This is a genomic window from Phyllobacterium sp. LjRoot231 (assembly GCF_964253365.1).
Classification (GTDB): Bacteria; Pseudomonadota; Alphaproteobacteria; order Rhizobiales; family Rhizobiaceae; genus Phyllobacterium.
Map to the genome: position 1 here is coordinate 4,622,479 of NZ_CAXUQT020000001.1, position 23,946 is coordinate 4,646,424.

The 23,946-nt window shown below is 55.3% G+C and carries 23 protein-coding genes and 1 tRNA gene; 10 read left to right on the forward strand and 14 right to left on the reverse strand.

The window, feature by feature from the left end; translation table 11 throughout:
* Window positions 1–7: 7 nt before the first annotated feature.
* Together hisD and ACSQ3H_RS23050 are read right to left on the reverse strand one after the other, a co-directional pair.
* A complete protein-coding gene (gene hisD, locus ACSQ3H_RS23045) occupies window positions 8–1,300 on the reverse strand; it encodes a histidinol dehydrogenase (RefSeq protein WP_436119192.1) in 1,293 nt (430 codons plus the stop codon).
* A gap of 12 nt (window positions 1,301–1,312) precedes the next feature.
* Window positions 1,313–1,750, reverse strand: coding sequence for a DUF2948 family protein (locus tag ACSQ3H_RS23050; protein ID WP_436119193.1), 438 nt, complete (start codon window positions 1,748–1,750; stop codon window positions 1,313–1,315).
* A 222-nt stretch (window positions 1,751–1,972) separates the two neighbouring features.
* Here ACSQ3H_RS23050 and ACSQ3H_RS23055 point away from each other — a divergent pair, with 222 nt between their 5' ends.
* A complete protein-coding gene (locus ACSQ3H_RS23055) occupies window positions 1,973–2,416 on the forward strand; it encodes a hypothetical protein (protein WP_436119194.1) in 444 nt (147 codons plus the stop codon).
* 41 nt (window positions 2,417–2,457) lie between these two features.
* Here ACSQ3H_RS23055 and murA read toward each other — a convergent pair whose 3' ends face one another.
* Window positions 2,458–3,747 carry a UDP-N-acetylglucosamine 1-carboxyvinyltransferase gene (gene murA / locus ACSQ3H_RS23060; RefSeq protein ID WP_436119195.1) on the reverse strand — a complete coding sequence of 430 codons (1,290 nt, stop codon included), beginning with the start codon at window positions 3,745–3,747 and terminating at the stop codon, window positions 2,458–2,460.
* Window positions 3,748–4,307: 560 nt separating this feature from the next.
* Here murA and ACSQ3H_RS23065 point away from each other — a divergent pair.
* A tRNA-Thr gene (locus ACSQ3H_RS23065) sits at window positions 4,308–4,382 on the forward strand.
* 12 nt (window positions 4,383–4,394) lie between these two features.
* On the opposite strand, the gene ACSQ3H_RS23070 is transcribed toward ACSQ3H_RS23065, so the two are convergent.
* From ACSQ3H_RS23070 to ACSQ3H_RS23085, 4 genes are read right to left on the reverse strand one after another with little or no spacing between them, the layout of a single operon-like run.
* On the reverse strand, window positions 4,395–5,306 hold the full coding sequence (locus tag ACSQ3H_RS23070) for a ribokinase (protein WP_436119196.1): 912 nt from the start codon (window positions 5,304–5,306) through the stop codon (window positions 4,395–4,397).
* 7 nt (window positions 5,307–5,313) lie between these two features.
* Window positions 5,314–6,165 (reverse strand): BtpA/SgcQ family protein, encoded by an 852-nt coding sequence (locus ACSQ3H_RS23075; RefSeq protein ID WP_436119197.1) that lies wholly within the window; start codon window positions 6,163–6,165, stop codon window positions 5,314–5,316.
* 45 nt (window positions 6,166–6,210) lie between these two features.
* Window positions 6,211–6,963 (reverse strand): GntR family transcriptional regulator, encoded by a 753-nt coding sequence (locus ACSQ3H_RS23080; protein WP_436119198.1) that lies wholly within the window; start codon window positions 6,961–6,963, stop codon window positions 6,211–6,213.
* A gap of 58 nt (window positions 6,964–7,021) precedes the next feature.
* Entirely contained in the window at window positions 7,022–7,924 is a 903-nt protein-coding gene (locus tag ACSQ3H_RS23085) for a LysR family transcriptional regulator (protein WP_436119199.1), read from the reverse strand.
* Window positions 7,925–8,054: 130 nt separating this feature from the next.
* Here ACSQ3H_RS23085 and ACSQ3H_RS23090 point away from each other — a divergent pair, with 130 nt between their 5' ends.
* Window positions 8,055–8,672, forward strand: a complete 618-nt coding sequence (locus ACSQ3H_RS23090) for an FMN-dependent NADH-azoreductase (protein ID WP_436119200.1) — start codon at window positions 8,055–8,057, stop codon at window positions 8,670–8,672.
* A gap of 419 nt (window positions 8,673–9,091) precedes the next feature.
* Here ACSQ3H_RS23090 and galE read toward each other — a convergent pair whose 3' ends face one another.
* Window positions 9,092–10,084: a UDP-glucose 4-epimerase GalE gene (gene galE, locus ACSQ3H_RS23095; protein WP_436119201.1), complete on the reverse strand. Its 993-nt coding sequence runs from the start codon at window positions 10,082–10,084 to the stop codon at window positions 9,092–9,094.
* Window positions 10,085–10,207: 123 nt separating this feature from the next.
* On the opposite strand from galE, the gene alc reads away from it, so the two are divergent.
* Window positions 10,208–11,218, forward strand: coding sequence for an allantoicase (gene alc / locus ACSQ3H_RS23100; RefSeq protein WP_436119202.1), 1,011 nt, complete (start codon window positions 10,208–10,210; stop codon window positions 11,216–11,218).
* Window positions 11,219–11,344: 126 nt separating this feature from the next.
* Window positions 11,345–12,622: a 5-aminolevulinate synthase gene (gene hemA / locus ACSQ3H_RS23105; RefSeq protein ID WP_436119203.1), complete on the forward strand. Its 1,278-nt coding sequence runs from the start codon at window positions 11,345–11,347 to the stop codon at window positions 12,620–12,622.
* 6 nt (window positions 12,623–12,628) lie between these two features.
* On the opposite strand, the gene ACSQ3H_RS23110 is transcribed toward hemA, so the two are convergent.
* The gene (locus tag ACSQ3H_RS23110) at window positions 12,629–13,795 is read right to left on the reverse strand and encodes a pyridoxal phosphate-dependent aminotransferase (protein WP_436119204.1); all 1,167 of its coding nucleotides are present in this window, start codon (window positions 13,793–13,795) and stop codon (window positions 12,629–12,631) included.
* Window positions 13,796–13,961: 166 nt separating this feature from the next.
* On the reverse strand, window positions 13,962–14,366 hold the full coding sequence (gene mscL, locus ACSQ3H_RS23115; RefSeq protein WP_436119205.1) for a large conductance mechanosensitive channel protein MscL: 405 nt from the start codon (window positions 14,364–14,366) through the stop codon (window positions 13,962–13,964).
* A gap of 221 nt (window positions 14,367–14,587) precedes the next feature.
* Here mscL and ACSQ3H_RS23120 point away from each other — a divergent pair, with 221 nt between their 5' ends.
* Both ACSQ3H_RS23120 and ACSQ3H_RS23125 read left to right on the forward strand, forming a co-directional pair.
* Window positions 14,588–15,001, forward strand: coding sequence for a hypothetical protein (locus ACSQ3H_RS23120; RefSeq protein ID WP_436119206.1), 414 nt, complete (start codon window positions 14,588–14,590; stop codon window positions 14,999–15,001).
* Window positions 14,928–18,068 carry a hybrid sensor histidine kinase/response regulator gene (locus tag ACSQ3H_RS23125; RefSeq protein WP_436119207.1) on the forward strand — a complete coding sequence of 1,047 codons (3,141 nt, stop codon included), beginning with the start codon at window positions 14,928–14,930 and terminating at the stop codon, window positions 18,066–18,068. The genes ACSQ3H_RS23120 and ACSQ3H_RS23125 overlap by 74 nt, the downstream gene beginning before the upstream one ends.
* Window positions 18,069–18,079: 11 nt before the next feature.
* On the opposite strand, the gene ACSQ3H_RS23130 is transcribed toward ACSQ3H_RS23125, so the two are convergent.
* Window positions 18,080–18,751: a response regulator transcription factor gene (locus tag ACSQ3H_RS23130; RefSeq protein ID WP_436119543.1), complete on the reverse strand. Its 672-nt coding sequence runs from the start codon at window positions 18,749–18,751 to the stop codon at window positions 18,080–18,082.
* 225 nt (window positions 18,752–18,976) lie between these two features.
* Between ACSQ3H_RS23130 and pip the strand changes: the two genes are divergently transcribed.
* Complete coding sequence (gene pip, locus ACSQ3H_RS23135) at window positions 18,977–19,927, forward strand: prolyl aminopeptidase (RefSeq protein WP_436119208.1); 951 nt, start codon at window positions 18,977–18,979, stop codon at window positions 19,925–19,927.
* Between the two features lie 36 nt (window positions 19,928–19,963).
* Here pip and ACSQ3H_RS23140 read toward each other — a convergent pair whose 3' ends face one another.
* Window positions 19,964–20,407, reverse strand: a complete 444-nt coding sequence (locus ACSQ3H_RS23140; RefSeq protein WP_436119209.1) for a VOC family protein — start codon at window positions 20,405–20,407, stop codon at window positions 19,964–19,966.
* A 124-nt stretch (window positions 20,408–20,531) separates the two neighbouring features.
* Window positions 20,532–20,972: a hypothetical protein gene (locus ACSQ3H_RS23145; protein WP_436119210.1), complete on the reverse strand. Its 441-nt coding sequence runs from the start codon at window positions 20,970–20,972 to the stop codon at window positions 20,532–20,534.
* A gap of 137 nt (window positions 20,973–21,109) precedes the next feature.
* Between ACSQ3H_RS23145 and ACSQ3H_RS23150 the strand changes: the two genes are divergently transcribed.
* Together ACSQ3H_RS23150 and ACSQ3H_RS23155 are read left to right on the forward strand one after the other, a co-directional pair.
* Window positions 21,110–21,457, forward strand: a complete 348-nt coding sequence (locus ACSQ3H_RS23150; protein WP_436119211.1) for a DUF952 domain-containing protein — start codon at window positions 21,110–21,112, stop codon at window positions 21,455–21,457.
* Window positions 21,454–22,542, forward strand: a complete 1,089-nt coding sequence (locus tag ACSQ3H_RS23155) for a quinone-dependent dihydroorotate dehydrogenase (protein WP_436119212.1) — start codon at window positions 21,454–21,456, stop codon at window positions 22,540–22,542. The genes ACSQ3H_RS23150 and ACSQ3H_RS23155 overlap by 4 nt, the downstream gene beginning before the upstream one ends.
* On the opposite strand, the gene ACSQ3H_RS23160 is transcribed toward ACSQ3H_RS23155, so the two are convergent.
* Window positions 22,539–23,894: an MATE family efflux transporter gene (locus ACSQ3H_RS23160; RefSeq protein WP_436119213.1), complete on the reverse strand. Its 1,356-nt coding sequence runs from the start codon at window positions 23,892–23,894 to the stop codon at window positions 22,539–22,541. The genes ACSQ3H_RS23155 and ACSQ3H_RS23160 overlap by 4 nt on opposite strands.
* Window positions 23,895–23,946 lie beyond the last annotated feature (52 nt).

A 23,946-nucleotide genomic window follows, 5' to 3' on the forward strand; every position in this document is an offset into this window, starting at 1 on the left:
TATCTTCCTACAGATTCAGCCGAATTGCGACGGAATTGCCATGAGCATCCAGGCCCTCGGCGCGCGCAAGTTCGATCGCTGCCGGACCCAAGGCGCGCAGCTGCTCCACACCCAGTTTCAGGATGGAGGTTCGCTTCACGTAGTCGAGCACCGAAAGGCCGGAAGAAAAACGCGCCGAGCGTGCCGTGGGCAAAACATGATTTGAGCCACCCACGTAATCGCCGATCACCTCCGGCGTGTAACGTCCAAGGAAGATCGCTCCGGCATTACGAACGCCTGCCAGCAGTATTTCGGGGTCAGCCGTCGCGATCTCGAGATGCTCGGCGGCGATCCGGTTGACGAGCGGCAGCGAGGACTCCAGATCCGGTACGAGAATCACCGCGCCATAATCGCGCCAGCTGGCGCTCGCGGCCTCCGCTCGTGGCAATGTCAGCAACTGGCGTTCCACGGCAGCGATAACTGCATCGCCGAAGGTTTCGTCGTCCGTGATCAGGATCGACTGGGCAGCGCTATCGTGCTCGGCTTGCGCCAGAAGGTCTGCCGCGATCCAGTCCGGATCATTGTCGCTGTCCGCCACGATCAGTACTTCCGACGGACCCGCAATCATGTCGATGCCGACCTTGCCGAAGACGCGGCGCTTGGCAGCCGCCACATAGGCGTTGCCGGGACCGATGATCTTGGCGACAGGTGCAATCGTTTCGGTGCCATAGGCGAGCGCCGCAATGGCCTGTGCTCCGCCAACGCGGTAGATTTCCGAGACGCCGGCAAGCCGGGCGGCAACCAGCACGAGCGGATTGAGCTTGCCGTCAGGCGAAGGCACAACCATGACAATACGTTCGACGCCGGCGACCTGAGCCGGAACAGCATTCATAAGCACAGAACTCGGATAGCTCGCCGTGCCGCCTGGAACATAAAGCCCGACCGACTCGACCGCCGTCCAGCGCGAGCCGAGTTCTACACCCAGCGCGTCCGTGTAGCGATCATCCTGCGGCATCTGCCGCGCGTGGTGCGAATGAATGCGATTGCGCGCCAATTTCAGCGCTTCGACCGTTTGTATGGGCGCAGACGCTACGGCAGCGTCGATCTCTGCCGAGGTAATCGCAATGCCGTGCTGAACAAGATCGATACGATCGAACCGCTGCGAATAATCGATCAGCGCAGCGTCGCCCTCCGTGCGAACGCGGGCAATGATGTCAGAGACTACACGGTCAACGTCTTCCGACACCTCGCGTTTGGTGGCGAGGAATGCGGAAAAACGGATTTCAAAATCAGGTTCGGACTGTCTCAGCACAATTGCCACACTAGTCACTCCTCAGGCTTCGTGTTCCGGTTTGAACGTTGTTTCCCAGGCAGGTCCGAGATCGGTCAACTGGGCCTCAATGGCTTCCACTTCCAGCCGCAGTGCCTTATTAGCCGCGAAGGTCAACTCGACAATACCTGAAGGTGCGTCCGACACGATGAAACGGATCGCCAGAAGCGACAGGATATCGTCCTTGTGCCGGCGATCGATGCCAGTCGCCTTGACTCTGCCCACCCGATCGAAAAGCAATGCCGCGCGGCGACGTTCGAAGCTACGGTGGCGCTTGCCATCGGCAGCCTGTTCCCAGACGAACCGGTTTACGCCGAGGACAAGTTTTTTCTCAGTGGCCAGATATTCAATATCGCCGACTTTCAGTACAGAATCCTGCAGGTGCGCAGAAAGAATTTGCAGATCTTCCTCATCAAGCGCGATGAGTTTGAGAGTATCCATGTCTTCCCTTTGCGTGATTTGACGGCACCGCAACACCGGATAGGCGCCACGTTCTCTTTCCTGTTAGAGGAAAGTGCGTACAAATGGAATTATCCGCTTGGCAAAATCAAGCCATGATGGAAGGATGTTCGCAGGGAGGAAGCTGCCTGCCGGATTTTTAACCGATATTATCCACGTTTTTTCAAATCGATTTTTCAACGCTTTTTAAATGGTGCTTTTTACGTGAAGTTTTTTATTTCTCGCGAAACCATTTCGCGCGGCCTCTCCATTGTCGTTCTTTGCGGGATTGTTGCGGTTTCGGCCTGTGCCGGCCGTGAACCACATCCGATCGCGGCGACAAATGCGACCGACTCCCAGTTCGACTGCGCTGGCCTTTCCCGAGAATTTGCAGCCAATGAGCGGTCTGTCATTGCCATAAACAAAGAGAAAAGCGGGGCGGACGCCAAAAACATAGCTTTCGGGGTCACCGGCGTTATTCTGTTTTGGCCAGCTCTTTTCCTGATGGACCCGAAATCACCTGAACGCGTCGAGATCGACGCGCTGCGTAACCGCAATCTTGTTGTGACCGATATCGCCCGGACCAAGGGCTGTTCGCTGCCAAAGTCGCAACTGGATGAATATTACAAGAGGCTAAAATCAGCGCCCGTCTCAAAGAGCCGGAATTAGTCCATCATGACAAATTGCAGCGTACCGGACTGCGCGAAATATTAGTCGCTGATACGCTCGACAACCGCACCGCAACGCGTGAGCTTTTCCTCAAGCCGCTCGAAACCGCGGTCGAGGTGATAGACGCGATTGACGGTTGTCTCACCCTCGGCGGCAAGACCGGCGATGACCAGCGAGACTGACGCACGCAGATCGGTCGCCATGACAGGCGCACCCTTCAACCGTTCGACACCTTCGATCTTTGCGGTCTGGCCCGATAGGGAGATCTTGGCACCAAGCCGCGCCAGTTCCTGCACGTGCATGAAGCGGTTTTCGAAGATGGTCTCTGTGATGTGGGACGTGCCCTTCGCCTTGGTCATCAGACCCATAAACTGTGCTTGAAGATCAGTCGGGAAGCCGGGGAATGGCTGTGTCGTCACATCGACCGGCATGATGCCATGCCCGTTGCGAACAACACGCAGCCCGGAATTGGTTTCGGAGATTTCGGCTCCGGCTTGGCCGAGAGTCGTCAATGCAGCGCTGAGCAGGCTGGCGTCAGCGCCTTCAAGAATAACATCACCACCGGTCATGGCGACAGCCATGGCGTAGGTGCCGGTCTCGATCCTGTCAGGAATAACGCGAACGCGAGCACCGGAAAGGCTGGTTACGCCTTCGATCGTGATTGTCGGCGTACCTGCGCCGCGAACCTTTGCACCCATAGCATTGAGGCAGTCGGCCAGATTGACGACTTCCGGTTCCTGGGCGGCATTTTCGAGGACCGTCTCGCCCTTGGCGAGCGTAGCCGCCATCATCAATACGTGCGTTGCGCCAACAGAGACTTTCGGGAAAACGTAGCGAGTGCCGACAAGGCCGCCCTTGGCGCTGGCCTTAACATAACCATTCTCGATCTCGATGTCGGCGCCGAGCACGCGCAAGCCATCGATGAACAAATCGACCGGACGGGTACCGATCGCGCAGCCGCCGGGCAGCGAGACTGTGGCAACACCCATACGCGCAAGAAGCGGGCCGATAACCCAGAAGCTCGCACGCATCTTGGAGACAAGTTCATAGGGTGCGGTCGTATCGACGATATTGCGCGCGGTGAAATGGATCGTGCGCGAATAAGCGCCGTCCTGGCGTTCGCGACGGCCATTGACGGAATAATCGACACCATGGTTACCGAGAATACGGATAAGCTGCTCGACGTCTGCCAGATGCGGCACATTCTCCAGCGTCAGCGTATCATCCGTGAGGAGCGACGCGATCATCAACGGCAAGGCCGCGTTCTTGGCACCCGAAATTGGAATGACGCCATTGAGCTTGTTACCGCCAACAATCTTGATGCGATCCATATTGTGTCACTTTCGCGGGGAAGTACCCGTCCTGTCGTTGAGACTCTTTGCAGAGCCGGTTGCTGTAAACCATCACACGAAATGGTTCAAGAAAGGCTTATGACCCTGTTTGGGCCATTCATGATTCCTCTTGGGAGGAATCGGAAGGCTTTTCGGTTGCGGCGACAATTCCCTCATCGCGCTCATCAGGCGCGCCGGAACGGCGCGAACGTGATTGCTGTTTTCGCCGTGCCAGATTCGCCCGCAATTGTTCGGAACGCCGCTTCTCGCGGTTAATCTGTTCGGAATTCGGGTTTTTCGACGACGAAGTCATGTCCTGTCACATATATTCCGAATGAGTGTAACGCCATTTTATCAGCAACGAACCATCGCTTTTGCCCCATACACATAATTTGGCAAAGAGATTACGATTGCTTGCTTGCGATTTCAGCAATGATATGGCAGAAGTCCGCCGCGTTCGCAAATCGGCTGCAACTCAGGTAGAGCACTTCGTTACGAGGTGGTATACCGGGAACGAGGCAGCGGTTTATATCTGCGGGTCTGTACGCGACATGGAAAATGCTGTTGTAGCTCAGTGGTAGAGCGCGTCATTGGTAATGACGAGGTCGGGAGTTCAATCCTCCCCAGCAGCACCATTCCTCCACTTTTTAGCGGCCAGTATTGCGCGCTATCAGCCCATCCAGTTCAGCGTGGCTGGGTAGTGCCGTAAACGCACCCCGGCGTTGTGCGGTCAAAGCAGCGGCGCTCTGAGCAAGATCGATGGCGGTATCGCGATCCCGGCCCGTCGCAAGCATTGCTGCAAACACGCCGCAAAATGTGTCTCCGCAACCGGTGGTATCAATTGCATTAACGTGTGGCGCTGGATAATGCCGGCTTGTTCCTTCGCTGTCGAATGCAAGACATCCGTCCGCCCCGAGCGTAACAACCGCCAACGATGCGCCCAGCTTGCACAAGGCTGCTGCTGCTTTCGAAGGATCGAGGAGACCTGTGATAGCCTCCGCCTCGCCACGGTTCACCACAACGATGTCGCAGTAGCGCAAAAGCGGTTCCGCACTCCACCAGAGCGGTGCGGGATTAAGCAATGTGGTACCGCCGCGTGCGGATGCGGTCATGAGGGCTGCCAGCGTGCTCGCCGCCGTGAGATTGCCTTGCAGAAGCACAATATCGCCCGGGCTGGCCTTTGCCGCAAAGGCTTCAGCCATTTGTACAGTCAACGCAGCGGCGCAACTTCCCGCGCTTGCTATGCTGTTTTCACCGTCCGGCAACACCATCAAAAGCGAGAAATCGCTTGGATGCGGCATATGGTACAATTCGAGGTCCGCAAAGCCTTCGACCGTCAATGCCGCGGCGATTTCTTCGCCCTGAGCATCATGACCGATGGGGGTATGGAAAATGACCTGCGCACCTGTCCGCGCGGCCGCAACCGCCTGATTGAGACCCTTGCCGCCGGGGGCACTGCCCGTGCTGTCGCCGAGCAGCGTTTCGCCCTTCACCGGCAGACGTGGCAGCTGGAGCGTCAAATCAACCCCCGCATTGCCGAGAATGAGTACCCGCCCCATAATCTTGTCAGCTCCGGGCTTTTTTGACCGCTTGCATGAATATCTGTAGACGCTCGGGATCGACCGGATTCCACCACGCGCCCTCATGCTTCAGATAGCTGGCAACGATGACAGCATCCGCCACGGTGAAGATATTGCCGACATTGTCAGGGGTGACACCAGAACCAACGGCAACCGGCAACGACGTACCGGAAGCGATCGTCTGCAACTCGTCCATGGTGGCGCTATCGCCTGTACGCTGCCCCGTGGCAATGGCCACATCGGCATCGAAGAACTCGTTGTCACGCGCAAGTTCGGTGATGGTGCGATCACCAGTGATCGCGTGGGCGCCGTGCTTGACATGCACATCTGCAAAGATGCGTATGGATTTAGCGCGCAGCCATGCCCGATAGCGCGCCGCCTCACCTGCCGGACCATCCATCAGACCTTCATTAGCGACATATGCATTCGACCACTGGTTGACACGAACGAACACAGCGCCAGCCGCTTTCGCCACTGCAAGCGCCTGAACCGCGCCATTGGCGAGAACATTGACCCCGATCGGCAGGCCGCTGTGACGGCGGACGGCGTCCGTCATGACCGCCATGGCGGCAGCGGTTTCCGGGCCGAGGCGATCCGGCTTGGCAAAAGGAATATCGCCATGGTTCTCGACGATCAGGCCATCCACACCGCCATTCTTGTAGCGTCCTGCCTCTGCCACGGCAAAAGCGACGATGTCTTCCATCGGCTCCCCATCGTAATTGGGCGAACCCGGCAAGGGCAGCGAATGGATCACACCGATGACAGCCTTGCGCCGGCCAAAGATTTCCTGAATGGCATTCGGCTTGGCGCGATAGATGGACTTCGGTTGCGAGCTCATGATTATGCTTTCTATGTTCAGTTATGTTGGGCAGCACGAGGCTGACTACGAACGAACGAGACCTACCTGGAAGCTGTAGCGATCTGCCCGATAATGCAGGATGACATATTCGACAGGCTGGTTTGCTGAGGTCCAAGACGTACGATGGCAAATCAAAATCGCTGCCGGGTGTTTCAACCCAAGACTTCGAGCGGTAGCGGCATCAGCGATAGCCCCTTCGATCCGCTCCTGCCCGCCTGTCAGCGCAACGCCGGCAGCCTCATTAAGCCAATGGTACAGTGAACCGGCATCAAGAGTGGTTGCCGTGGGTAGTCCAGACCGCTCGAACGCCACAGGAGCAAGATAGGTTAGCGATGTCGCCATGGGGCTCTCGTCCGCCAGCAGGATGCGATCGATCTCAAGCACCGGAGAATTAGGGGCAACTTTCAATTCCGTTGCTACGGACTGGCTCGCCAGCGTAAGTTGTAGGGAACGGGTACGATAGCTCGGCTTCAGGTCCCTCGCCCGCATATCCTCCGAAAAGGACGAGAGACGATTGAGCGGTCGATCAATGCGCGGTTCGATCACGATCGAGCCGCGACCCGATTTGCGTTGTATCAGGCCTTCCGCCTCAAGCGAATCAAGGGCAGCGCGAGAGGTTGTCCGGCTGACACCGAAACGCCGATTGAGTTCGGCTTCGCCCGGCAAGGTTTCGCCCGGCTTGAAAGTACCATCTTCGACGGCCCGACGTAGTCGCTCCGCGATCTGCAACCACATGGGTGTCGGGCCGTCTACAAGGTCTGTTTCGTACCATATCATAGACTAAACAATATGACGTCATGACATTTAAAGTCAAGGCCGGAGACTGATCACGGAGTTAGCCAAATCTCTCCAACTCCTGCTTGAAACGCTCAACCAGCCAAGTGGCTGCCGGCCCTAGAGGGCTGTCTACGGGATAAAGCGCAAGCAAAGGATAGGCAGCATCCGGATAAGGTTCGAGGTCCAGGTGCACCAACCGGCCCTCAGCGAGATCGTCCTTGACCATCCATTTTGGCAGCCCGCCCCAACCCAGGCCCGCCAGCATCAATTCGTGTTTGGTGCCGACATCCGTCAACCGCCACGTCTTGTAGGCGAAGACTCCGAAATCCCTGCCCTTCGTTTGCTCGCTCAAATCGGTGATCACGAGTTGAACATGATCACGTATGAAAGAGAGAGGCACGGGCCCTTCATAGAGGGCAAGTGGGTGATCCGGTGCCGCAACGGGTGTCATCGCGGTTTCCCCGACTTTTACCGATACAAGCTCGTCATAAACCAGCAACGGCGGCCCGCCAATGCCGAAATCGGCCTGCTTTTTCAACACGATATCCCAAACCATGCCGAGCGCGCCGACATGGAGGCGCAAGCTCACGGTCGGGTACTGCACTTGAAACGCTTTGAGCACTGCGGTCAGTACAGGCGAAGGCAGAGTGACATCGACGGCGACCGCCACTTCTGCCTCGAGCCCCTGCTTCAATCCCTCGGCCCGCGAGCGCAGGCTCTGCAAGACCGAAACCATGCGTCGTGCATCCTCAAGCATAGCTTTGCCACCTTCGGTCAGGCGCGGCTCGCGCGTTCCACTGCGGTCAAAAAGCTGCAGCTCCAGCTGTGCTTCCAGATTGGCGATCGTATAGCTAACGACGGATTGTGACCGGTTGAGTCGCCGTGCCGCTGCCGAGAAACTTCCTGCCTCAGCGACAGCAACAAAGACCTGAAGCTGGTCGAGCGTGGGGTTGGGTAACATCTGCCCTATCTATGTACTCGATGGATTGGATCGATATTTTCCCAGTTTTCTAAATGGATGTCGAGAACCAAATTACGGTCATCAATCGTTTCTTTCCGAGACGAACATTCCAATTGAAGGAACTTAGGCTATGTCTTCCATACTCCTCGTTACATCCAGTCCCCGCGGCGCTGCATCCCACTCGACTCGCGTCGCAACCGAACTTGCACAAAAACTTCAAGCGAAAACCCCAGGCGCCAAGATTGTGACCCGCGATCTCGCAAGTCACCCGCTTCCTCATATCGATGCTGACTACACGTCTGGCATCTATACACCTGCCGAGTCGCGCTCCCTACAGCAGCAAAGCGTTGTCAGTGTATCCGATGCAATAGTCGATGAGCTGTTTGCGGCCGATGCAATCGTCATTGCAACCGGCCTCATCAACTTCAATATCTCCTCTACGCTGAAATCCTGGATCGACCATATCGCCCGCGCCGGCAAGACGTTCAGCTATGGCGCCGATGGCCCGAAGGGTCTGGTAACCGGCAAGAAGGTCTATTTAGTGATTGCTTCCGGCGGCGTTTATTCGAGCGGTCCGGCTGCTTCGTTCGATCATGCAACACCATATCTGAAAACGACTCTCGGTTTCCTTGGGATGACCGAGGTTGAAGTTATTCGCATCGAAGGTGTTGCGATGGGTCCGGAAGCAGAAGAGAAGGCCGTTTCCTCAGCCCTCGATCATACGAATGATCTGGCGCTTGCCGCCTAAGGGTTTGCGCCGGACGTGAAAGAGGCGGGCTTTTGGCCCGCCTCTTTCATTTTCAACGATATCGGCTGCGCGATTTAACCGCGCCGATTCCTTTCGGCGTCATCAAGCCGCTTGAGTTGATCAAGAAGGCTTTCAGGTACCGCCTCGTCGACCTTGTATATGCCTGCAGCACGAATTGCCGACCTGTAAGACGATTGGGAAATTTGTCGCCTCAAGATCCGCGAAAGTTCTTTTTCGTTGGCCCGGTTGATGCCGTCCATCGTTGCTCAAACTCCAACTTTGGTTCGTAGAGTAAACCCATTCCCTACGAAGAAGGTTCCCCTTTTCGGACCTTGAGCTGTCTAAAGCAATGTGTCGCTGCGACGCAGTCTTTAGTCTTAAACTGTTTTCAGGAGTCCTGAACTGTTTTCAGGCCTAAATCAGCTTTTCGTATTGCGATGCTGCAGAGATTTTTCCCATCGGAGAGCTGACTCGACGATCTTATCGAGATCGTCGAGCTTGGGCTCCCAGCCAAGATTGGCGCGCGCTTTGCTGCTGTCGGCGACGATGGAGGCCGCATCGCCGGGACGACGTACAGTCAGGCGGGCATCAATGGGCGAACCATGGACCCGCTCCACGCTTTCTATCACCTCCTTCACGGAATAGCCGCGGCCATATCCGCAATTGGCGACCATGCTGCTGCCACCTTCCCGCAGCCGCTCGAGAGCAAGGCGATGCGCGGCAACGAGGTCGCTAACGTGAATGTAGTCGCGCACGCATGTTCCGTCCGGCGTCGGAAAGTCGTGGCCGAAGATTTCCATGTAACGCCGCTTGCCGAGCGCTGTCTCGCAGGCAACCTTGATCAGATGCGTTGCGCCTCTGGTTGACTGGCCGGTACGGCCTTTGGGATCGGCGCCCGCAACGTTGAAATAACGCAGCGCGGTGTAGTGAAAATCGTGCGCGGCTGCCGTGTCGCGAAGCATCCATTCGGACATAAGCTTCGACACACCGTAGGGGGATTGCGGCTGGGTCGGAACGTCCTCGGTGACCGGGGTCATGCCGCCATCGCCATAAACCGCTGCGGTCGATGAAAAGATGAAATTTTTCACATCGGATTTCACGACCGATTCGATCAGTGACCGCGTCTTGGATGTATTGTTTTCGTAATAGGTGAGAGGGTCACGGACAGAATCCGGAACGACAACAGACCCAGCAAAATGAATGACCGCGTCAACATAATTGCGTTCGATGGTTTGCCGGACCAGTGCCTGGTCGCCGATATCACCGACGACAAGCTTCGCCTCGGGCGGTATTGCCCAGTCAAAACCGGTGGAGAGCCGGTCAAGGACAACCACGGATTCGCCAGCATCTAGCAATTCCCAGACCATATGGCTGCCGATATATCCGGCACCTCCGGTCACTAACACTGTCATAGCCAAAGCCCCTTAATCTCCATTTATGCTGCCTCGCGCTTATCTTGCCGCATTTAAGCAGGTGTGCAAAGCTTGTTACCGAGTAAATTCCGATACAGTAACATTTTAGGATGAATCGCGAGAATGGTCTCTACACCCGAAATACGCCCTGAGTTCGCAATAACTCGTATCAACCTTGCTTCAGCCGGATTGGGCGCCCAAGCCATTTTCGCCACGGACGATTTCTTCGCACCCGTGGAACGCATGCTCTATGACGCTCCTGCGGTGTTCTTTCCGGACAAGTATGATGATCACGGCAAGTGGATGGATGGCTGGGAATCGCGCCGCAAGCGCGGACCAGGGCACGATTTTGCCGTTATAAAGCTCGCCGCTTCGGGCATCATTTACGGTTTCGATGTCGACACGAGCCATTTTACCGGAAATTATCCCCCCGCCTGTTCTATTGAGGCCTCACATAACGAAACCGATCCAACTGATTCCACCGTCTGGACTGAACTTTTGCCGCAAAGTCCACTCGGACCGTCGAGCAACCATTTTTTTGCGTGCGCTAACAAGGATGTCTGGACACATCTACGTTTGCGCATCTACCCGGATGGCGGCGTTGCGCGCCTGCGGGTTTATGGCGAGCCATGGCGCGACTGGTCGAAAATCCCTACCGATGAGGAAATCGATCTCGCCTCGGCTTTGAATGGTGGGCGGGTCGTCGCCTATTCCGATGCCCACTATGGCGCATTACACCGGCTTTTGTCTCCCGGACGCGGTATCAACATGGGCGATGGATGGGAAACGCGGCGCCGTCGAGAGCCAGGTAACGACTGGATCATCGTCCAGCTCGGTCATCCTGGACAAATAAGTCGCGTCGTTGTCGACACCGCGCACTACAAAGGCAATTATCCGGATCGCTGCTCTATCCATGGGGCCGATCTCGGAACGGTGTCCGGCGGGCTTTCCCAGTCGATTGTTACATCCTCCATGTTCTGGCCGGAAATTTTGCCTGAGAAGAAACTTTCCATGGATGCCGTTCATGATTTTAGCTCGGCTGATCTGGTTTCGGCAAATCGGGTGAGCCACGTGCGACTCAATATTTTCCCCGATGGTGGTGTCAGCCGCTTGCGAATTTTTGGGACCATTTGACGATTTGCCTTCGGTTTATACATTTAGTGATTAGAGTTTCGCTCTAACCGTGGCAAATTGCCCAGATTCTCATCATGGATTTTGCCGGGCAAAAACGCTAGTAAGTTCATGATACAGGAGCAATTCATGGACTATCGTCGGTTTTTCGAAGACGCGATTGACCAGTTGCACGCTGAAAAGCGCTACCGGGTCTTTGCCAATCTAGAACGGATCGTGGGGAAATTTCCGCGCGCGCTTTGGCGTGACGCCGGCAAGACCCGTGAAATCACTGTCTGGTGCTCAAACGATTATCTGGGCATGGGCCAGCATCCCGACGTGATCAAGGCGATGCACGATGCGTCGAGCCATATGGGCTCCGGCGCAGGCGGCACGCGCAATATTTCTGGCAACAACCATCCTCTGGTCGAACTCGAAATCGAACTGGCCGATCTTCATCAGAAGGAAGCGGGCCTGGTTTTCACTTCGGGTTTCGTCTCGAACGAAGCGTCAATCTCGACCATTGCCAGGCTTTTGCCGAATTGCCTCATTCTTTCCGACGAATTGAATCATGCCTCGATGATCGAGGGTGTGCGCCGTTCCGGTGCGGAAAAGAAAATTTTCCGCCATAATGATCTCGCCCATCTCGAAGAGCTTCTGAAGGTGGCAGGCAAAGAGCGAGCGAAATTCATCGTGTTCGAATCGGTCTATTCGATGGATGGCGATATCGCTCCCATCGCAGCCATTGCCGACCTTGCCGAAGAATATAACGCCATGACCTATATTGACGAGGTTCATGCTGTCGGCATGTACGGCAATCGTGGCGGTGGCATTACCGACCGGGAAGGTCTTTCGCATCGCATCGATATTATCGAAGGCACATTGGCCAAGGCGTTCGGCACACTTGGTGGTTATATCGCCGGTCCGAAGAGCGTGATCGATGCTGTGCGCTCCTATGCGCCAGGCTTCATATTCACGACGGCACTGCCACCGGCAATCGCGGCAGCAGCAACCCAGTCAATTCGCCATCTGAAAGTCTCACAAGAGGAGCGGCGCTTGCATCAATGTCAGGCGCAGCTTACCAAAGACGTGCTGGCGCAGGCCAATCTTCCCGTGATGAAATCCGAGACGCACATCATTCCAATCCATGTTGGCGATCCGGAACTGTGCAAGAAGGCCAGCGACCGGCTTCTGGACCTGCACGGCATCTACATCCAGCCCATCAACTATCCGACAGTGCCGCGCGGCACCGAGCGCCTGCGCATCACGCCGACGCCGTTCCACTCGAACGAACTCGTCGTTGAACTGAAGGATGCGTTGGTCGAAGTTTGGACGGCGCTGGGCATTCCCTTCTCGAAGGACAGCGCACCGTCGGTTGAGACAAGCGAACGTGTCGTGACGCTCGCTGTATCAAAGGCCGGCGGCTAATCGATTTCAGCGCTTACATATCCACTCTGCGAGGCGATCTGCGGCCTCTTCGACATGATCAATACGTCTGGCAAAGCAGAGGCGCAGGAACGCAGCGCCGCCATCTCCGAATGCGGTTCCCGGTGCCAAGCCGACTTTTGCCTCGTCAACAATATCAAACGCTGCGCGGTAGGAATCCGTGATGCCGTCAATGCCAAACAGCAGATAGAACGCTCCGGCAGGGGGCGACAGGCGCACCCTACCCGTTGCCGCAAGTTTGGCACACAGAATGTCCCGCGCCTGATGTGCCCGCTCCACCTGCATGCGGATGAAATCATCACCCTGTTCGAGCGCGACAACGGCACCACGCTGCATGAACTGCGCGACGCCTGACGTCGAATACTGGATAAGATTTTCCATTGTCTTGCCAAGCGAGGGATGTATCGTCAGCCAGCCGACTCGCCACCCGGTCATTGCCCAGTTTTTCGAAAAACTATTGACGAAAATGATGTGGTCATCCGGGTCCATGACATCAAGAAAGGATGGAGCGCGGCGCGCGCCATAGTAGAAATGCGCGTAGATTTCGTCCGCTATTATCCACAAACCATGATGACGGGCGATGGCGAGGATTTCCATTAGCGTTTCGATGTCCGCCGTCCAGCCTGATGGGTTTGACGGCGTATTGATGAACAGCGCCTTGGTCCGCGGTGTAATGGCATCGCGGATTTTCTGCGGGTCCAGCGTCCAGCCATTACTGGTAAAATCCTGGATGACCGGCACAGGCGTCGCACCGGCAATACCAGCGGCCGCGGCGAAGTTGGGCCATGCCGGTGAAAGATAGATGACCTCGTCTCCGGCGCCTGCCGTCGCTTGAATAGCGAGCTGAATCGCATGCATGCCGGAGCCGGTGACATAAAAATGCTCGGAAGGAAGAGCGGCGTTGAAATGCCGTTTATAATAGTCCGAGAGGGCTTGACGCAGTTCGGAAATGCCTGCCTGCCAAGTGTAGAAAGTCTCACCATTGGCAAGGCCATTGCTGGCGGCGTCGCGAATGAAGTCTGGCGTCGGCAGGTCCCCTTCGCCGGCCCAGAGTGGAATGACGCCTTCCTGCAGGCGACCATGATTCATTACCGCGACGATACCACTTTCCGGCGCTACCGCTGCTTCATGACGCAATTGCTCGACAAGACCCATTCAACTTCTCCATCTGCTTCGTGGCAGACCTAGCGCAACGGGTTCCGTTTGGCACGCGTATATTTGTGATGTTTCCATCAGTGCAAATGATGAACCGGTGAGGCTAACTGACGACAGGGAAAGCCGCCGTGTCATAGCCCGAGGCCTTCCGAAGTTACGATCTCGACTAGCGTTTGGCGAGCAGATCGCGGATTTCGGTCAGAAGGATCTCTTCCTTCTTCGGTGCAGGATCAGCCGCAGCTTCCTTCTTCTTGAAACGGTTCATTGCCTTGACCACCATGAAAAGAACCCAGGCTATGATCAGGAAGTTGATGAGGAGGGTAATAAAATTGCCGTAAGCGATGGTTGCACCGGCTTCGCGCGCAGCCGTCAAAGTCGGAGCTGGAGCACCGGAAAGCTGGATATACAGGTTGGAAAAATCGATGCCACCCGTCAGGAGACCAATGATCGGCATCATGAGATCAGCGACAATCGACTCAACCAGTCTGCCAAACGCGCCACCGATGATCACACCGATAGCCAAATCAACCATGTTTCCCTTCAAGGCAAATTCTTTGAATTCCTTCAGCATGATATACCACTCTCCAGTATTGTGTGTTAATGCAGGCGAACTGTCTACGGCGATGCTGCTTGGCAAGGAAGACAGTAACAGAAGTTTTTATAATATTGAGAGAGTGTTTGCTCTTTCCAACAGTATTAATGGTCGCCGCGGCACATTATGCGAGATTCTGCCGACCTAAAATTTATTTGGACGGGAAGCGGCTAACGCAAAATGACGGAAGGTTGTGGCCCATGAGGGGCTTGGCTGCATCACTGGTCGTAATAATTTACTTTTCAATACAGTATTGGGTGATCAAGTCGGCTGATCAACAGACTGAAGCGAAGAGCAACACCTTACGTCCGTTCATTTACTCCTTGAGCCTGGCCGCGAGCGGCAGTTCCTGGATGTACTACGGATCAACCAGTTACGCCGCAAAGCACGGCATCGAATTTGCCGGTCTTTATGTTGGCATCGTTCTTGTTTTCACCTTGGGCTTTCCGCTCCTGCGAAAAATCGTCCAGTTGGCAAAATCAGAAGGCATCAAGTCGATATCGGATTTCATTGGCGCGCGGTACGGTAAAAGCTGCACTGGTGACTGTGATTACCACCATCGGCCTCATCCCCTATATTTCGTTGCAGATGACGGCAATCCATTATTTGATTGAGGTTTTTAGCGGCACTTATGACCTCAATGACACGGTCGATCAGCACCGTCCGCATCTGCTTGTATTCGCAGTAGAGATCGGTATCGGTCTATACACCGTCTTCTACAGCGCGCGCTCACCGCATTTCAAAGAGGGTTATGAAGGGCTCATTCATGCCTTGGCTGTTGGCACCATCATCAAGTTCGCCGGCTTCGTGCTGGTCGGGACCGCCGCAGTCACATTTTTGTTTGGTTCGCCATCCGAAATTTTCGCTCGGGTGGCGGTAAATCAACCCGGTATACCAGCACTCCAGCAAAGTATGTCAGCCGGCAATTTCAGCGGCCTGATACTCATTGGCGCGTCATCGGTCCTGTTGTTGCCCAACCAGTTCTATCTAACGATCGTCCAGAATCGAGGCCCTTCCGAACTCAGTATGGCGCGATGGTTTGTTCCATTGTTCCTGCTGATTGTCGGCATATTTGTCTTACCCATCGCTGCAATCGGATCAATGATTCTTCCAGCGCAAGCATCTGCAGATTTCTACTTTCTCTCACTGCCTTTGGCTGCGGGACAGCCCTGGCTGGCCATCATAGCTTTCGCCGGCGGAGTGCCGGCAGCAACCACAATGATAATCGCTCCCTCGATTCTACTATCAGTCATGATTTCAAATGATCTTCTCTTGCCAGTATCGCTTAAGCGATCTGCTGGTACGCCGCCAGAGGTTGCAAAGGATTTCACCAAGATTATCCCAAATCTGAGACGTGCAACTCTCATAGGGATTCTCGTGGCAGCCTTTGCCTATCAGTTTGTTGTCTCCGTTCGTGTCGACTTCGCTGTCATGGCGCTGATCTCGGCCATTGCCATGATGCAACTCCTACCACCGCTACTTGGCGGGCTGTTCTGGCGTCGAGGCACGGCAAGGGGCGCGATTTGGGGGATGCTCGCAGGCTTCTGCGTCTGGGCCTACACAATGGTGCTGCCAACCATGCTCGATACCACATCGTCAATTGTCGTGGACGGTCTGTTCGGCCTGGTCGCCCTTCGACCCCACGCGCTGTTCGGCTTTGAGGCCAGCAATTATATAAACTCCCTGTTCTGGAGCTTATCAGTCAATATAATACTTTTTATCGTCGGCTCGCTTTCCAGGAGCGCCACTCCTCTCGAACGTATCCAGGCCTCGGTATTCATCGCAGAAAACGCCTTGTCCATAAATGCTGTCGGCAGTCTCCAGCCGAGCGTGACCGTCAATCAACTCAAGGCGACAATATCGAAATATATTGGCAGCGAACAAACCGACCTCGCTTTCAATTCCTTCCATAAGCAGGAAAGCATTAGCCTCGACGGCAACGATCCCGCAGATTTCAAGACGGTGCATTTTGCCGAGCAGCTGCTCTCTGGGATTGTTGGATCACCATCGGCTCGAATGATCCTTTCACTCGCCATGGGGCCAACAAGCACCGCTCAACGCCGTGCGCAAATCCTGCTCGATCATGCGACCGGTGCGCTTGCCCAGAACCGGGTCCTGTTACAGACCGCGTTGGACCAGATGGATCAGGGGATCAGCGTCTTTGATAGCCAGTATCGCCTGAGTTGCTGGAACACGCAGTTCAGGCTCATACTTGATCTTCCGAAGGAACTGCAGCGGATGGGGACCCCGCTCAGCCGTATCGTAGCGTGTTTGTTCGAGCGAGGCGATCTTGCTGACTACACCGACCAGACACTCACTCAGCAATTTACCGGTTTTGCCGCGCCATGGCGTATCAGGCTTGTCAGAACCGGGCAGACGATCGAAATCCGTTCCAACTCCATGCCGGATGGCGGTCTGGTGACGACGTTTACCGATGTAACAAGCGCAGTTAATGCCGACAATCTGTTGCGCCAGACCAACGAGTCCCTAGAGTTGCGTGTACGTGATCGCACGGCGGAGCTCACGCACGCGAACCAGCTACTTGCCAAAGCACAGCGGCGCGCCGAAGAGGCCAATACCGGCAAGACCCGCTTCCTGGCGGATGCGGGACACGACATTCTTCAACCGTTGAACGCTGCCCACCTCTACTCTTCTTCCTTGATGGAGCAACTTGGAAATTCGCGTGAGAAAGAACTGGCCAGCAATGTTGATTCATCGCTTGAAGCAGTTGAGTCCATTATCAGTGCGCTTCTCGACATTTCACGATTGGATACAGGCGCACTCAAGCCAGTCGTTTCCGTATTTCGTCTCGACGCGCTGCTGCAGCAGATTGCGCGGGATTTTTCTCCTATGGCGCGAGAAAAAGGTCTGGATCTGCGTGTCGTCGCCAATTCCGCGGTGGTAGCAACGGACCGCAACCTTTTAAGGAGACTCATTCAAAACCTGGTGTCGAACGCCATCAAGTACAGCCGCTCTGGTAAAATACTTGTGGGGGTGCGACGGCGCAGTGAGTCAATCGAATTACAGATTTTCGACACCGGAATTGGCATTGCACCGAACAAGCTTGAGTATATATTCCGGGAATTTTCGCGTTTATCTGAAGGAATGAAGGAATCGGACGGCCTTGGTCTCGGGCTATCGATTGTCGAGCGTGTCGCAAAAATCCTTGACCTCTCGGTCATGGTTCAGTCGAGAGTCGGTAAAGGGTCCGTCTTTTCCGTCAATATGGCGACGTCGAATATGCTGGTTCTGTCCGCCATCGAGGCACAGCAAACCGCGAGACCTTTTAGCCCACTCACCGGGCTCGTTGTTCTGTGTATCGACGATAACGAGCGATCACTTGCTGGCATGCAGGAATTGCTGACGACGTGGGGCTGCAATGTCTTACCATTCAGAAGCGGCAAAGCATTAAGATCATATTGCCTCGAAAATCACACTGCCGTGCCAGCGGTTATCTTGGCGGACTACAATCTTGACGAAGAAAACGGCCTCGACCTCATTCAATATACCCGTGAGCATTTAGAGCGGCATATCAAAGCAGCCCTGATCACTGCTGACCGCTCGGATAGGGTGCGGGAGCGCGCAGCACTTGAAGATATCTCCATTGTCAACAAACTGGTTCGCCCAGCTATCCTGCGCGCGCTTCTCTCACATTTCAGTCAGGCAATTGCCGCGGAATAATTCGCCGGAATCTAATGAAGTCCTGCCGCCGTTGCCTCGATGGGGAGCACTTCCTCTTTGAATCGCGCCAACCGAATGACAGCCTGAGTGCGGCTTTCGACGCCGAGTTTATAAAGGACGGCGGACACATGCGCCTTGATCGTCGCTTCCGAAACATTGAGTTCGTGCGCGATCTGTTTGTTCAACATTCCATCGGCCATCATGCCAAGCACCCGCCCTTGCTGAGGTGTCAGCTTGCGCATGCACAATATGAGCTCAACCATCTCCGGATCGAGTTCTCCCCCTTCGTCTCCCACCAGCGGCGACCAGATTTGTCCATCAAGGATCGTTTGCACTGCCTCATTGATGGTTTCAGGACTGGAGGATTTAGAGATGAAACCCGCTGCGCCGAGCGCCAGAGCAGCCCGAATTGTAACCGCATCGTCGGTGGCAGAAACAATCGCGACAGGAACCAGCGGTTGCAGTGCGCGCAAGCTGATAAGCCCGGTTAGCCCGCCAATGCCATTCAGGGACAGGTCAAGAAGCACCAGATCGATGTCGGTAGATGCCTGGATCAGCGTTTTCGCACTTTCCAGATCGCCAATTTCAATAATCTCAACATTGCTAGTCTTCGAGGATAGCGCAAGTTTCAACGCTCCTCGGAATAACGGATGGTCGTCGACTATGACAAATGTATATTTCATTATGCAAAAGTCCTTAACGTTAAAAATAAACAGTTCTAATCCAAAAGCCGTAATGCTAACGACTAAAGCCAATTTGACTGATATATCAAGAGCATTTTGACACGTGTCAAAGTTTTAAATGTAGAAAGCTCTTGTGAAGACAAAGCTAGTCCATTCAAATGCCTTGGCAAAACCTTATTCCCGAGCGATTATTCGGTGTGGGGATTATTTTTGAAAGTGGGATGCATGATTACAAATACTCTTTACCCTGAGACCCAACCTCATCTGGAACAGATGCTTGAAGTATCGGAATTGCATACCATTCATGTTGAAGAATGCGGCAATCCAGATGGAAAGCCGGTGATCATGGTTCACGGTGGCCCGGGGGGTGGGATCAATCCGACGATGCGGCGCCTGCATGATCCCGAGCGTTATCGCATCATCCTTTTCGATCAACGTGGTTGCGGGAAATCGACGCCGCACGCGGAATTGAATGAGAATACGACCTGGGATCTGGTCGCCGATATGGAGCGCATTCGCGAGCATCTCGGCGTCGACAAGTGGCAGGTCTTCGGCGGTTCCTGGGGTTCGACCCTTGGACTTGCCTATGCGCAAACTCATCCTGACCGCGTGCGCGAATTGATCCTGCGCGGCATCTTCATGATTCGGCGTTTCGAGATAGACTGGTTCTATTCGAATGGTGCCAGCATCATCTATCCCGATCGGTTCGAAGCCTATCAGGAGCATATTCCTGAAGCAGAACGCAGCGATATGATTGCCGCGTACTACAAGCGCCTGACCGATCCGGACCCCGCGATCCAGATGGCCGCTGCAAAATTGTGGGCACGCTGGGAGGGCTCGGCCTTGTCACTTCTGCCTGATCCGGCACGCGAGGAAGCTTTCGGCAGCGACCATTTCGCTATCGCCTTCGCGCGTATCGAATGCCACTACTTCCAGAACAAGGGCTTCTTCGACACAGACGATCATCTCCTGCGCAATGCGCACCTAATCCGCGAAATCCCCGGCGTGATCGTGCACGGCCGCTACGACATGTGCACGCCGTTGCTCAATGCCTGGCATTTGAAGAAAGTTTGGCCGGAAGTCGATCTGCGCATCGTGGAAGATGCCGGTCATGCGGTGAGTGAACCTGGTATCGTGCATGAACTAATCGCCGCGACCAAACGTTTCTCTGCTTGATATGTCTTAGACGACCAACCGACGGCGGCAGGTCGTCTATGCAGCCAGATGCTTGCGCCGTGATTTGACAACCCAGAGATGTCCGAATGGATCGGTAAGCACACCGGCGCGATCGCCGCTATCCAGCGTCTCGACCTCATTGCGCAAATTGCCACCCTCTTCGATCGCATGATGCATCACGCGGTCGACGTCATCCACGTGAATATCAAGCATGACCGGCGTAGCTCCGATGGCGTGAACTGATCTCGGGCCGCCGAGCGACGCATCCGCATCGCGCTTGGGGTTGGCGCCAACGATCATCACCACCGATGCGCCCATGCGCAATTCGGCCGCGATCAGTTCGCCATTGTGCAAATAGGGTCGTCCAACTACTTGGGCCCCGAAGACATTTTCATAGAAATCCAGGGCTTTCTGCTGATCGCCGTGGCGCACAAAAAGCCGTATCGATACCTCTCCAATCAGTCTTGGCACTGCTATCATTTCACCGCTCCCAGAGAAGAATCCCGAGCGACTAAAGTCTACCAAATCCTCGAACAAATCAAGAACAAATCGCTTTGTAAGGCCTTGCCTCCTGCCAGTCTACTGTCACCCGGGCAGCCGACGCTCAGGTCTTTTGCGGAGTTTGTGCCCCCGGCTTGTCATTTTTGTTTTCGTCCTCGAATTCCTTGGCGATTCCCATGAAACGACGCATGAACTTCTCCATATAGCTCAGCCCCTTTTCGAAATCCTCATCGGACGGAAGAGCATCGCGAACGACCGGCGGCAGCTTGCCCATGCCTGCGACAGTGTCCTCGAGTTTTGCGACCCTCGTCTTGAGATCGGAAATATCGTCTTCGTACGCCGTACGTTCTTCAGCCGCCAGTTTGCAGATTAGCTGACCCGACTTCTCCTGACAGATCGACATTTCGCCGGTCTTGTTGTTCATGCGGACATAGCCGTCATCAGTTCTCTCGAGCGTATAGGTTGTCGTTTCCTGTGCCATGGCGGCGAATGACCATAGGGACCCAGCAGCGAGCGCGATGAGCATAGTTCGTGTTCGTGACATGGATGAACCTCCAACGTTTTACGTTTCAAGAGCTTGATCAAATAATACGCCGAAAATCTGAAATGAGGCGAGATTTCTGTTGCAAGGGTTCAGTCTACCCTTTGCGCATTGCGGTTTTGCGTCTAGTAAATGCGCTTATGACTCAGCTGATTTACAAGATTGCTCCGCGTGCGCTTTGGCAGGCCGCGGAAACAAAGGGCGTGTTCGATGGCGCGCCGATCGACCACGCGGATGGCTATATCCATTTTTCAACTGCGGCACAGGCAGTCGAGACTGCGGCCAGGCATTTTGCCGGGCAGGATAATCTTTTGTTGATCGCCGTCGAGGCGGACAAGCTCGGCACAGCGCTCAAGTACGAAGCATCGCGTGGAGGTGATTTCTTTCCACATCTCTATGCATCATTGCCGCTCGACGTTGTACGATGGGTCAGGCCCTTGCCACTCGGCAGCGACGGCAGCCACCAGTTTCCGGAATTGCAGGCATGAGCGGATTGTTTCGATCGATTGGCCGCAAGATGCTGTTTACACTCGACCCAGAAGATGCGCACAGTCTCTCGATCAAAGCATTGAAGACAGGCCTCGTGCCCGCATGTATACCCAACAACGATCCGGCGCTGCGTGTCGCTATCGCCGGCTTGAGCTTCCCTAATCCACTTGGTATGGCTGCAGGATTTGACAAAAATGCCGAGGTGCCAGATGCCTTGCTCCGGCTCGGTTTTGGCTTTACCGAAGTCGGAACGCTCACGCCACTGGCACAGCCCGGCAATCCCAAACCGCGAATTTTTCGACTTGTCGAGGACAATGCGGTGATCAACCGGCTTGGCTTCAACAATGAAGGCCACGATGCAGCGTTTCGCCGGCTGCATGATCGGCGTTCTCATGCGGGCATCGTCGGTGTGAACATCGGCGCCAATAAGGACTCCACTGACCGCGTCGCGGACTATGTGGCTGGCATACGGAAATTCCATTCTCTCGCGAGCTATTTCACGGTCAATATTTCCTCTCCAAACACGCCAGGTTTGCGCGATCTGCAGACGCGCGACAGCCTCAGGGAATTGCTCGGCAAAGTACTTGACGCACGCGATGCTCAACCGGGCGTCAGACGTCCTGTTTTCCTCAAGATCGCACCGGATCTGACCGAAGCCAGTCTTGACGATATCGCCGCCGAGATCGGCCTGCATTCGCTGGACGGACTGATCATTTCCAATACGACCCTCTCGCGCGCGGGTCTGAAGAGCGGCAAGAGCACAACCCAGACCGGCGGCCTGTCCGGCTCACCATTGTTCGGGCGCTCGACCATCGTGCTCGCCAAGATGCGCCAGCGTGTTGGTACCGACCTACCGATCATCGGTGTTGGTGGTATCGACAGCGCGGCGACGGCCATTGCCAAAATTCGCGCCGGCGCAGATCTTGTTCAGCTCTATACCGGCATGATCTATAGCGGGCCCGGTCTAGCTGGCGAAATCGTCAAAGGCATGTCGACAGCCCTGAAGCGCGACAGCATCAGCACGATCGCTGCGCTACGCGACTGCGACGTTGAAGATTGGGCCATGAAAGCAATCCCGACCTAATTGGCAAATTGCAGCCGTGCGCGGCTCGGCAGGATCGATAGAAGCGAAATTCCGCGCAAGCCAAGAAACAGGTGCAGTGCCAGCCATAGACCGTGATTGCCGAAGAACTTCGGCAGGATGAAATAGGCGGCAAAATAGCCGATCAGCGACAGGATCATCATATTGCGCATGTCGCGCGACCACGTCGCACCAATAAAGACGCCGTCCATATGGAAAGCCAACAGACCGACAACCGGCGCCAAGGCTGCCCAAGGCAGATAAAGCGATGCCATCGCCTGCACCTCGTCCGACTTGATCAGGAACGCAACAATCGCATCGCCGAATATAAGAAAAAAGGCGGCCATTGCTGTCGCCAGCATCAATCCCCACAGGAACGACAGCTTTATACCACGGTCGAAGGCTGGACGGTAATGCGCCCCCACTGCACGACCGGAAATCTGTTCCGCCGCAGTGGTTACGCCATCAATCAAATAGCCCGAAATCAGCAGGAAGTTCATCAACACCGCATTTGTTGCCAACGTCACCGCACCCGCTTCCGTTCCAGCGCGGGTGAAATAGGCATAGGCGATCAACAGGAAGAACGACCGCAGCATGATATCGCGGTTGACCGTAAACATGCGGCGGATTTCGTGCATATCCAGTACGCGCGCCCGGGATGGATTGGGGACCGCACGAAACTGCAGGTAAATCATAAAGAGGCCGACCACAAGCGCCACAGTTTCGCCGAGCACAGTGCCCCACGCAATGCCGGCAACTCCCCAGCCCATAACGAGACCGAACCAGATGGTCATCACCACATTGACGCCGTTGAGCAGGAGCTGAACGTACAGGCCCTGCATAGCCTTGCCTTGCCCGAGCAACAGACCCAAGACCACGAAATTGCCAAGCGCCATGGGTGATGACAGCAGGCGGATCGAGACATAGGTCGACATGGCATCCGCTATCGCCTTGTCCGGATTCATGAAGCTGATCGTCGCTTGCACCACCAGCGGCGTGGCTGCAATGAACAGCACACCGACCACTGCAGCGATACCGATGGCGCGCCAGAATACCGCCTGCTGTTCCACATTGTCGTGCCTGCCCATTGCCTGCGCCACAAGCCCGGTCGTGCCTGAGCGCAGGAAATTCATTGTCGAAAACAGAAAGTCAAAAACCAGTGCACCAATTGCAAGGCCGCCCAGCAGATGCGGATCACCGAGCTGGCCGATCACCGCCGTATCGACCAGTCCGAGCAATGGCGTCGTCAGCGATGCCAGCATCACCGGAATCGTAATCGCCAGCATCAGCCGGTTTGTTACCTCGAACGGGCGAACAATTTTTGATCCTGGCGGAGGGGAAATTTCGATCGTCATGAAGCACCGGAGATTGCAACCACACGGCTGTTATTGCTCTATGCCACCGCCT

What these genes read in the sequence shown, in the direction of transcription:
- ACSQ3H_RS23090 (WP_436119200.1), top strand. Translation starts at nt 8,055, where the DNA reads ATGTCTTCCATACTCCTCGTTACATCCAGTCCCCGCGGCGCTGCATCC.
- ACSQ3H_RS23160 (WP_436119213.1), bottom strand. Translation starts at nt 23,894, where the DNA reads ATGACGATCGAAATTTCCCCTCCGCCAGGATCAAAAATTGTTCGCCCG.
- ACSQ3H_RS23145 (WP_436119210.1), bottom strand. Translation starts at nt 20,972, where the DNA reads ATGTCACGAACACGAACTATGCTCATCGCGCTCGCTGCTGGGTCCCTA.
- ACSQ3H_RS23150 (WP_436119211.1), top strand. Translation starts at nt 21,110, where the DNA reads ATGACTCAGCTGATTTACAAGATTGCTCCGCGTGCGCTTTGGCAGGCC.
- mscL (WP_436119205.1), bottom strand. Translation starts at nt 14,366, where the DNA reads ATGCTGAAGGAATTCAAAGAATTTGCCTTGAAGGGAAACATGGTTGAT.
- ACSQ3H_RS23070 (WP_436119196.1), bottom strand. Translation starts at nt 5,306, where the DNA reads ATGGGGCGGGTACTCATTCTCGGCAATGCGGGGGTTGATTTGACGCTC.
- hemA (WP_436119203.1), top strand. Translation starts at nt 11,345, where the DNA reads ATGGACTATCGTCGGTTTTTCGAAGACGCGATTGACCAGTTGCACGCT.
- ACSQ3H_RS23080 (WP_436119198.1), bottom strand. Translation starts at nt 6,963, where the DNA reads ATGATATGGTACGAAACAGACCTTGTAGACGGCCCGACACCCATGTGG.
- alc (WP_436119202.1), top strand. Translation starts at nt 10,208, where the DNA reads ATGGTCTCTACACCCGAAATACGCCCTGAGTTCGCAATAACTCGTATC.
- ACSQ3H_RS23050 (WP_436119193.1), bottom strand. Translation starts at nt 1,750, where the DNA reads ATGGATACTCTCAAACTCATCGCGCTTGATGAGGAAGATCTGCAAATT.
- ACSQ3H_RS23075 (WP_436119197.1), bottom strand. Translation starts at nt 6,165, where the DNA reads ATGAGCTCGCAACCGAAGTCCATCTATCGCGCCAAGCCGAATGCCATT.
- pip (WP_436119208.1), top strand. Translation starts at nt 18,977, where the DNA reads ATGATTACAAATACTCTTTACCCTGAGACCCAACCTCATCTGGAACAG.
- ACSQ3H_RS23085 (WP_436119199.1), bottom strand. Translation starts at nt 7,924, where the DNA reads ATGTTACCCAACCCCACGCTCGACCAGCTTCAGGTCTTTGTTGCTGTC.
- ACSQ3H_RS23155 (WP_436119212.1), top strand. Translation starts at nt 21,454, where the DNA reads ATGAGCGGATTGTTTCGATCGATTGGCCGCAAGATGCTGTTTACACTC.
- galE (WP_436119201.1), bottom strand. Translation starts at nt 10,084, where the DNA reads ATGACAGTGTTAGTGACCGGAGGTGCCGGATATATCGGCAGCCATATG.
- ACSQ3H_RS23130 (WP_436119543.1), bottom strand. Translation starts at nt 18,751, where the DNA reads ATGAAATATACATTTGTCATAGTCGACGACCATCCGTTATTCCGAGGA.
- ACSQ3H_RS23110 (WP_436119204.1), bottom strand. Translation starts at nt 13,795, where the DNA reads ATGGGTCTTGTCGAGCAATTGCGTCATGAAGCAGCGGTAGCGCCGGAA.
- ACSQ3H_RS23120 (WP_436119206.1), top strand. Translation starts at nt 14,588, where the DNA reads ATGAGGGGCTTGGCTGCATCACTGGTCGTAATAATTTACTTTTCAATA.
- murA (WP_436119195.1), bottom strand. Translation starts at nt 3,747, where the DNA reads ATGGATCGCATCAAGATTGTTGGCGGTAACAAGCTCAATGGCGTCATT.
- ACSQ3H_RS23140 (WP_436119209.1), bottom strand. Translation starts at nt 20,407, where the DNA reads ATGATAGCAGTGCCAAGACTGATTGGAGAGGTATCGATACGGCTTTTT.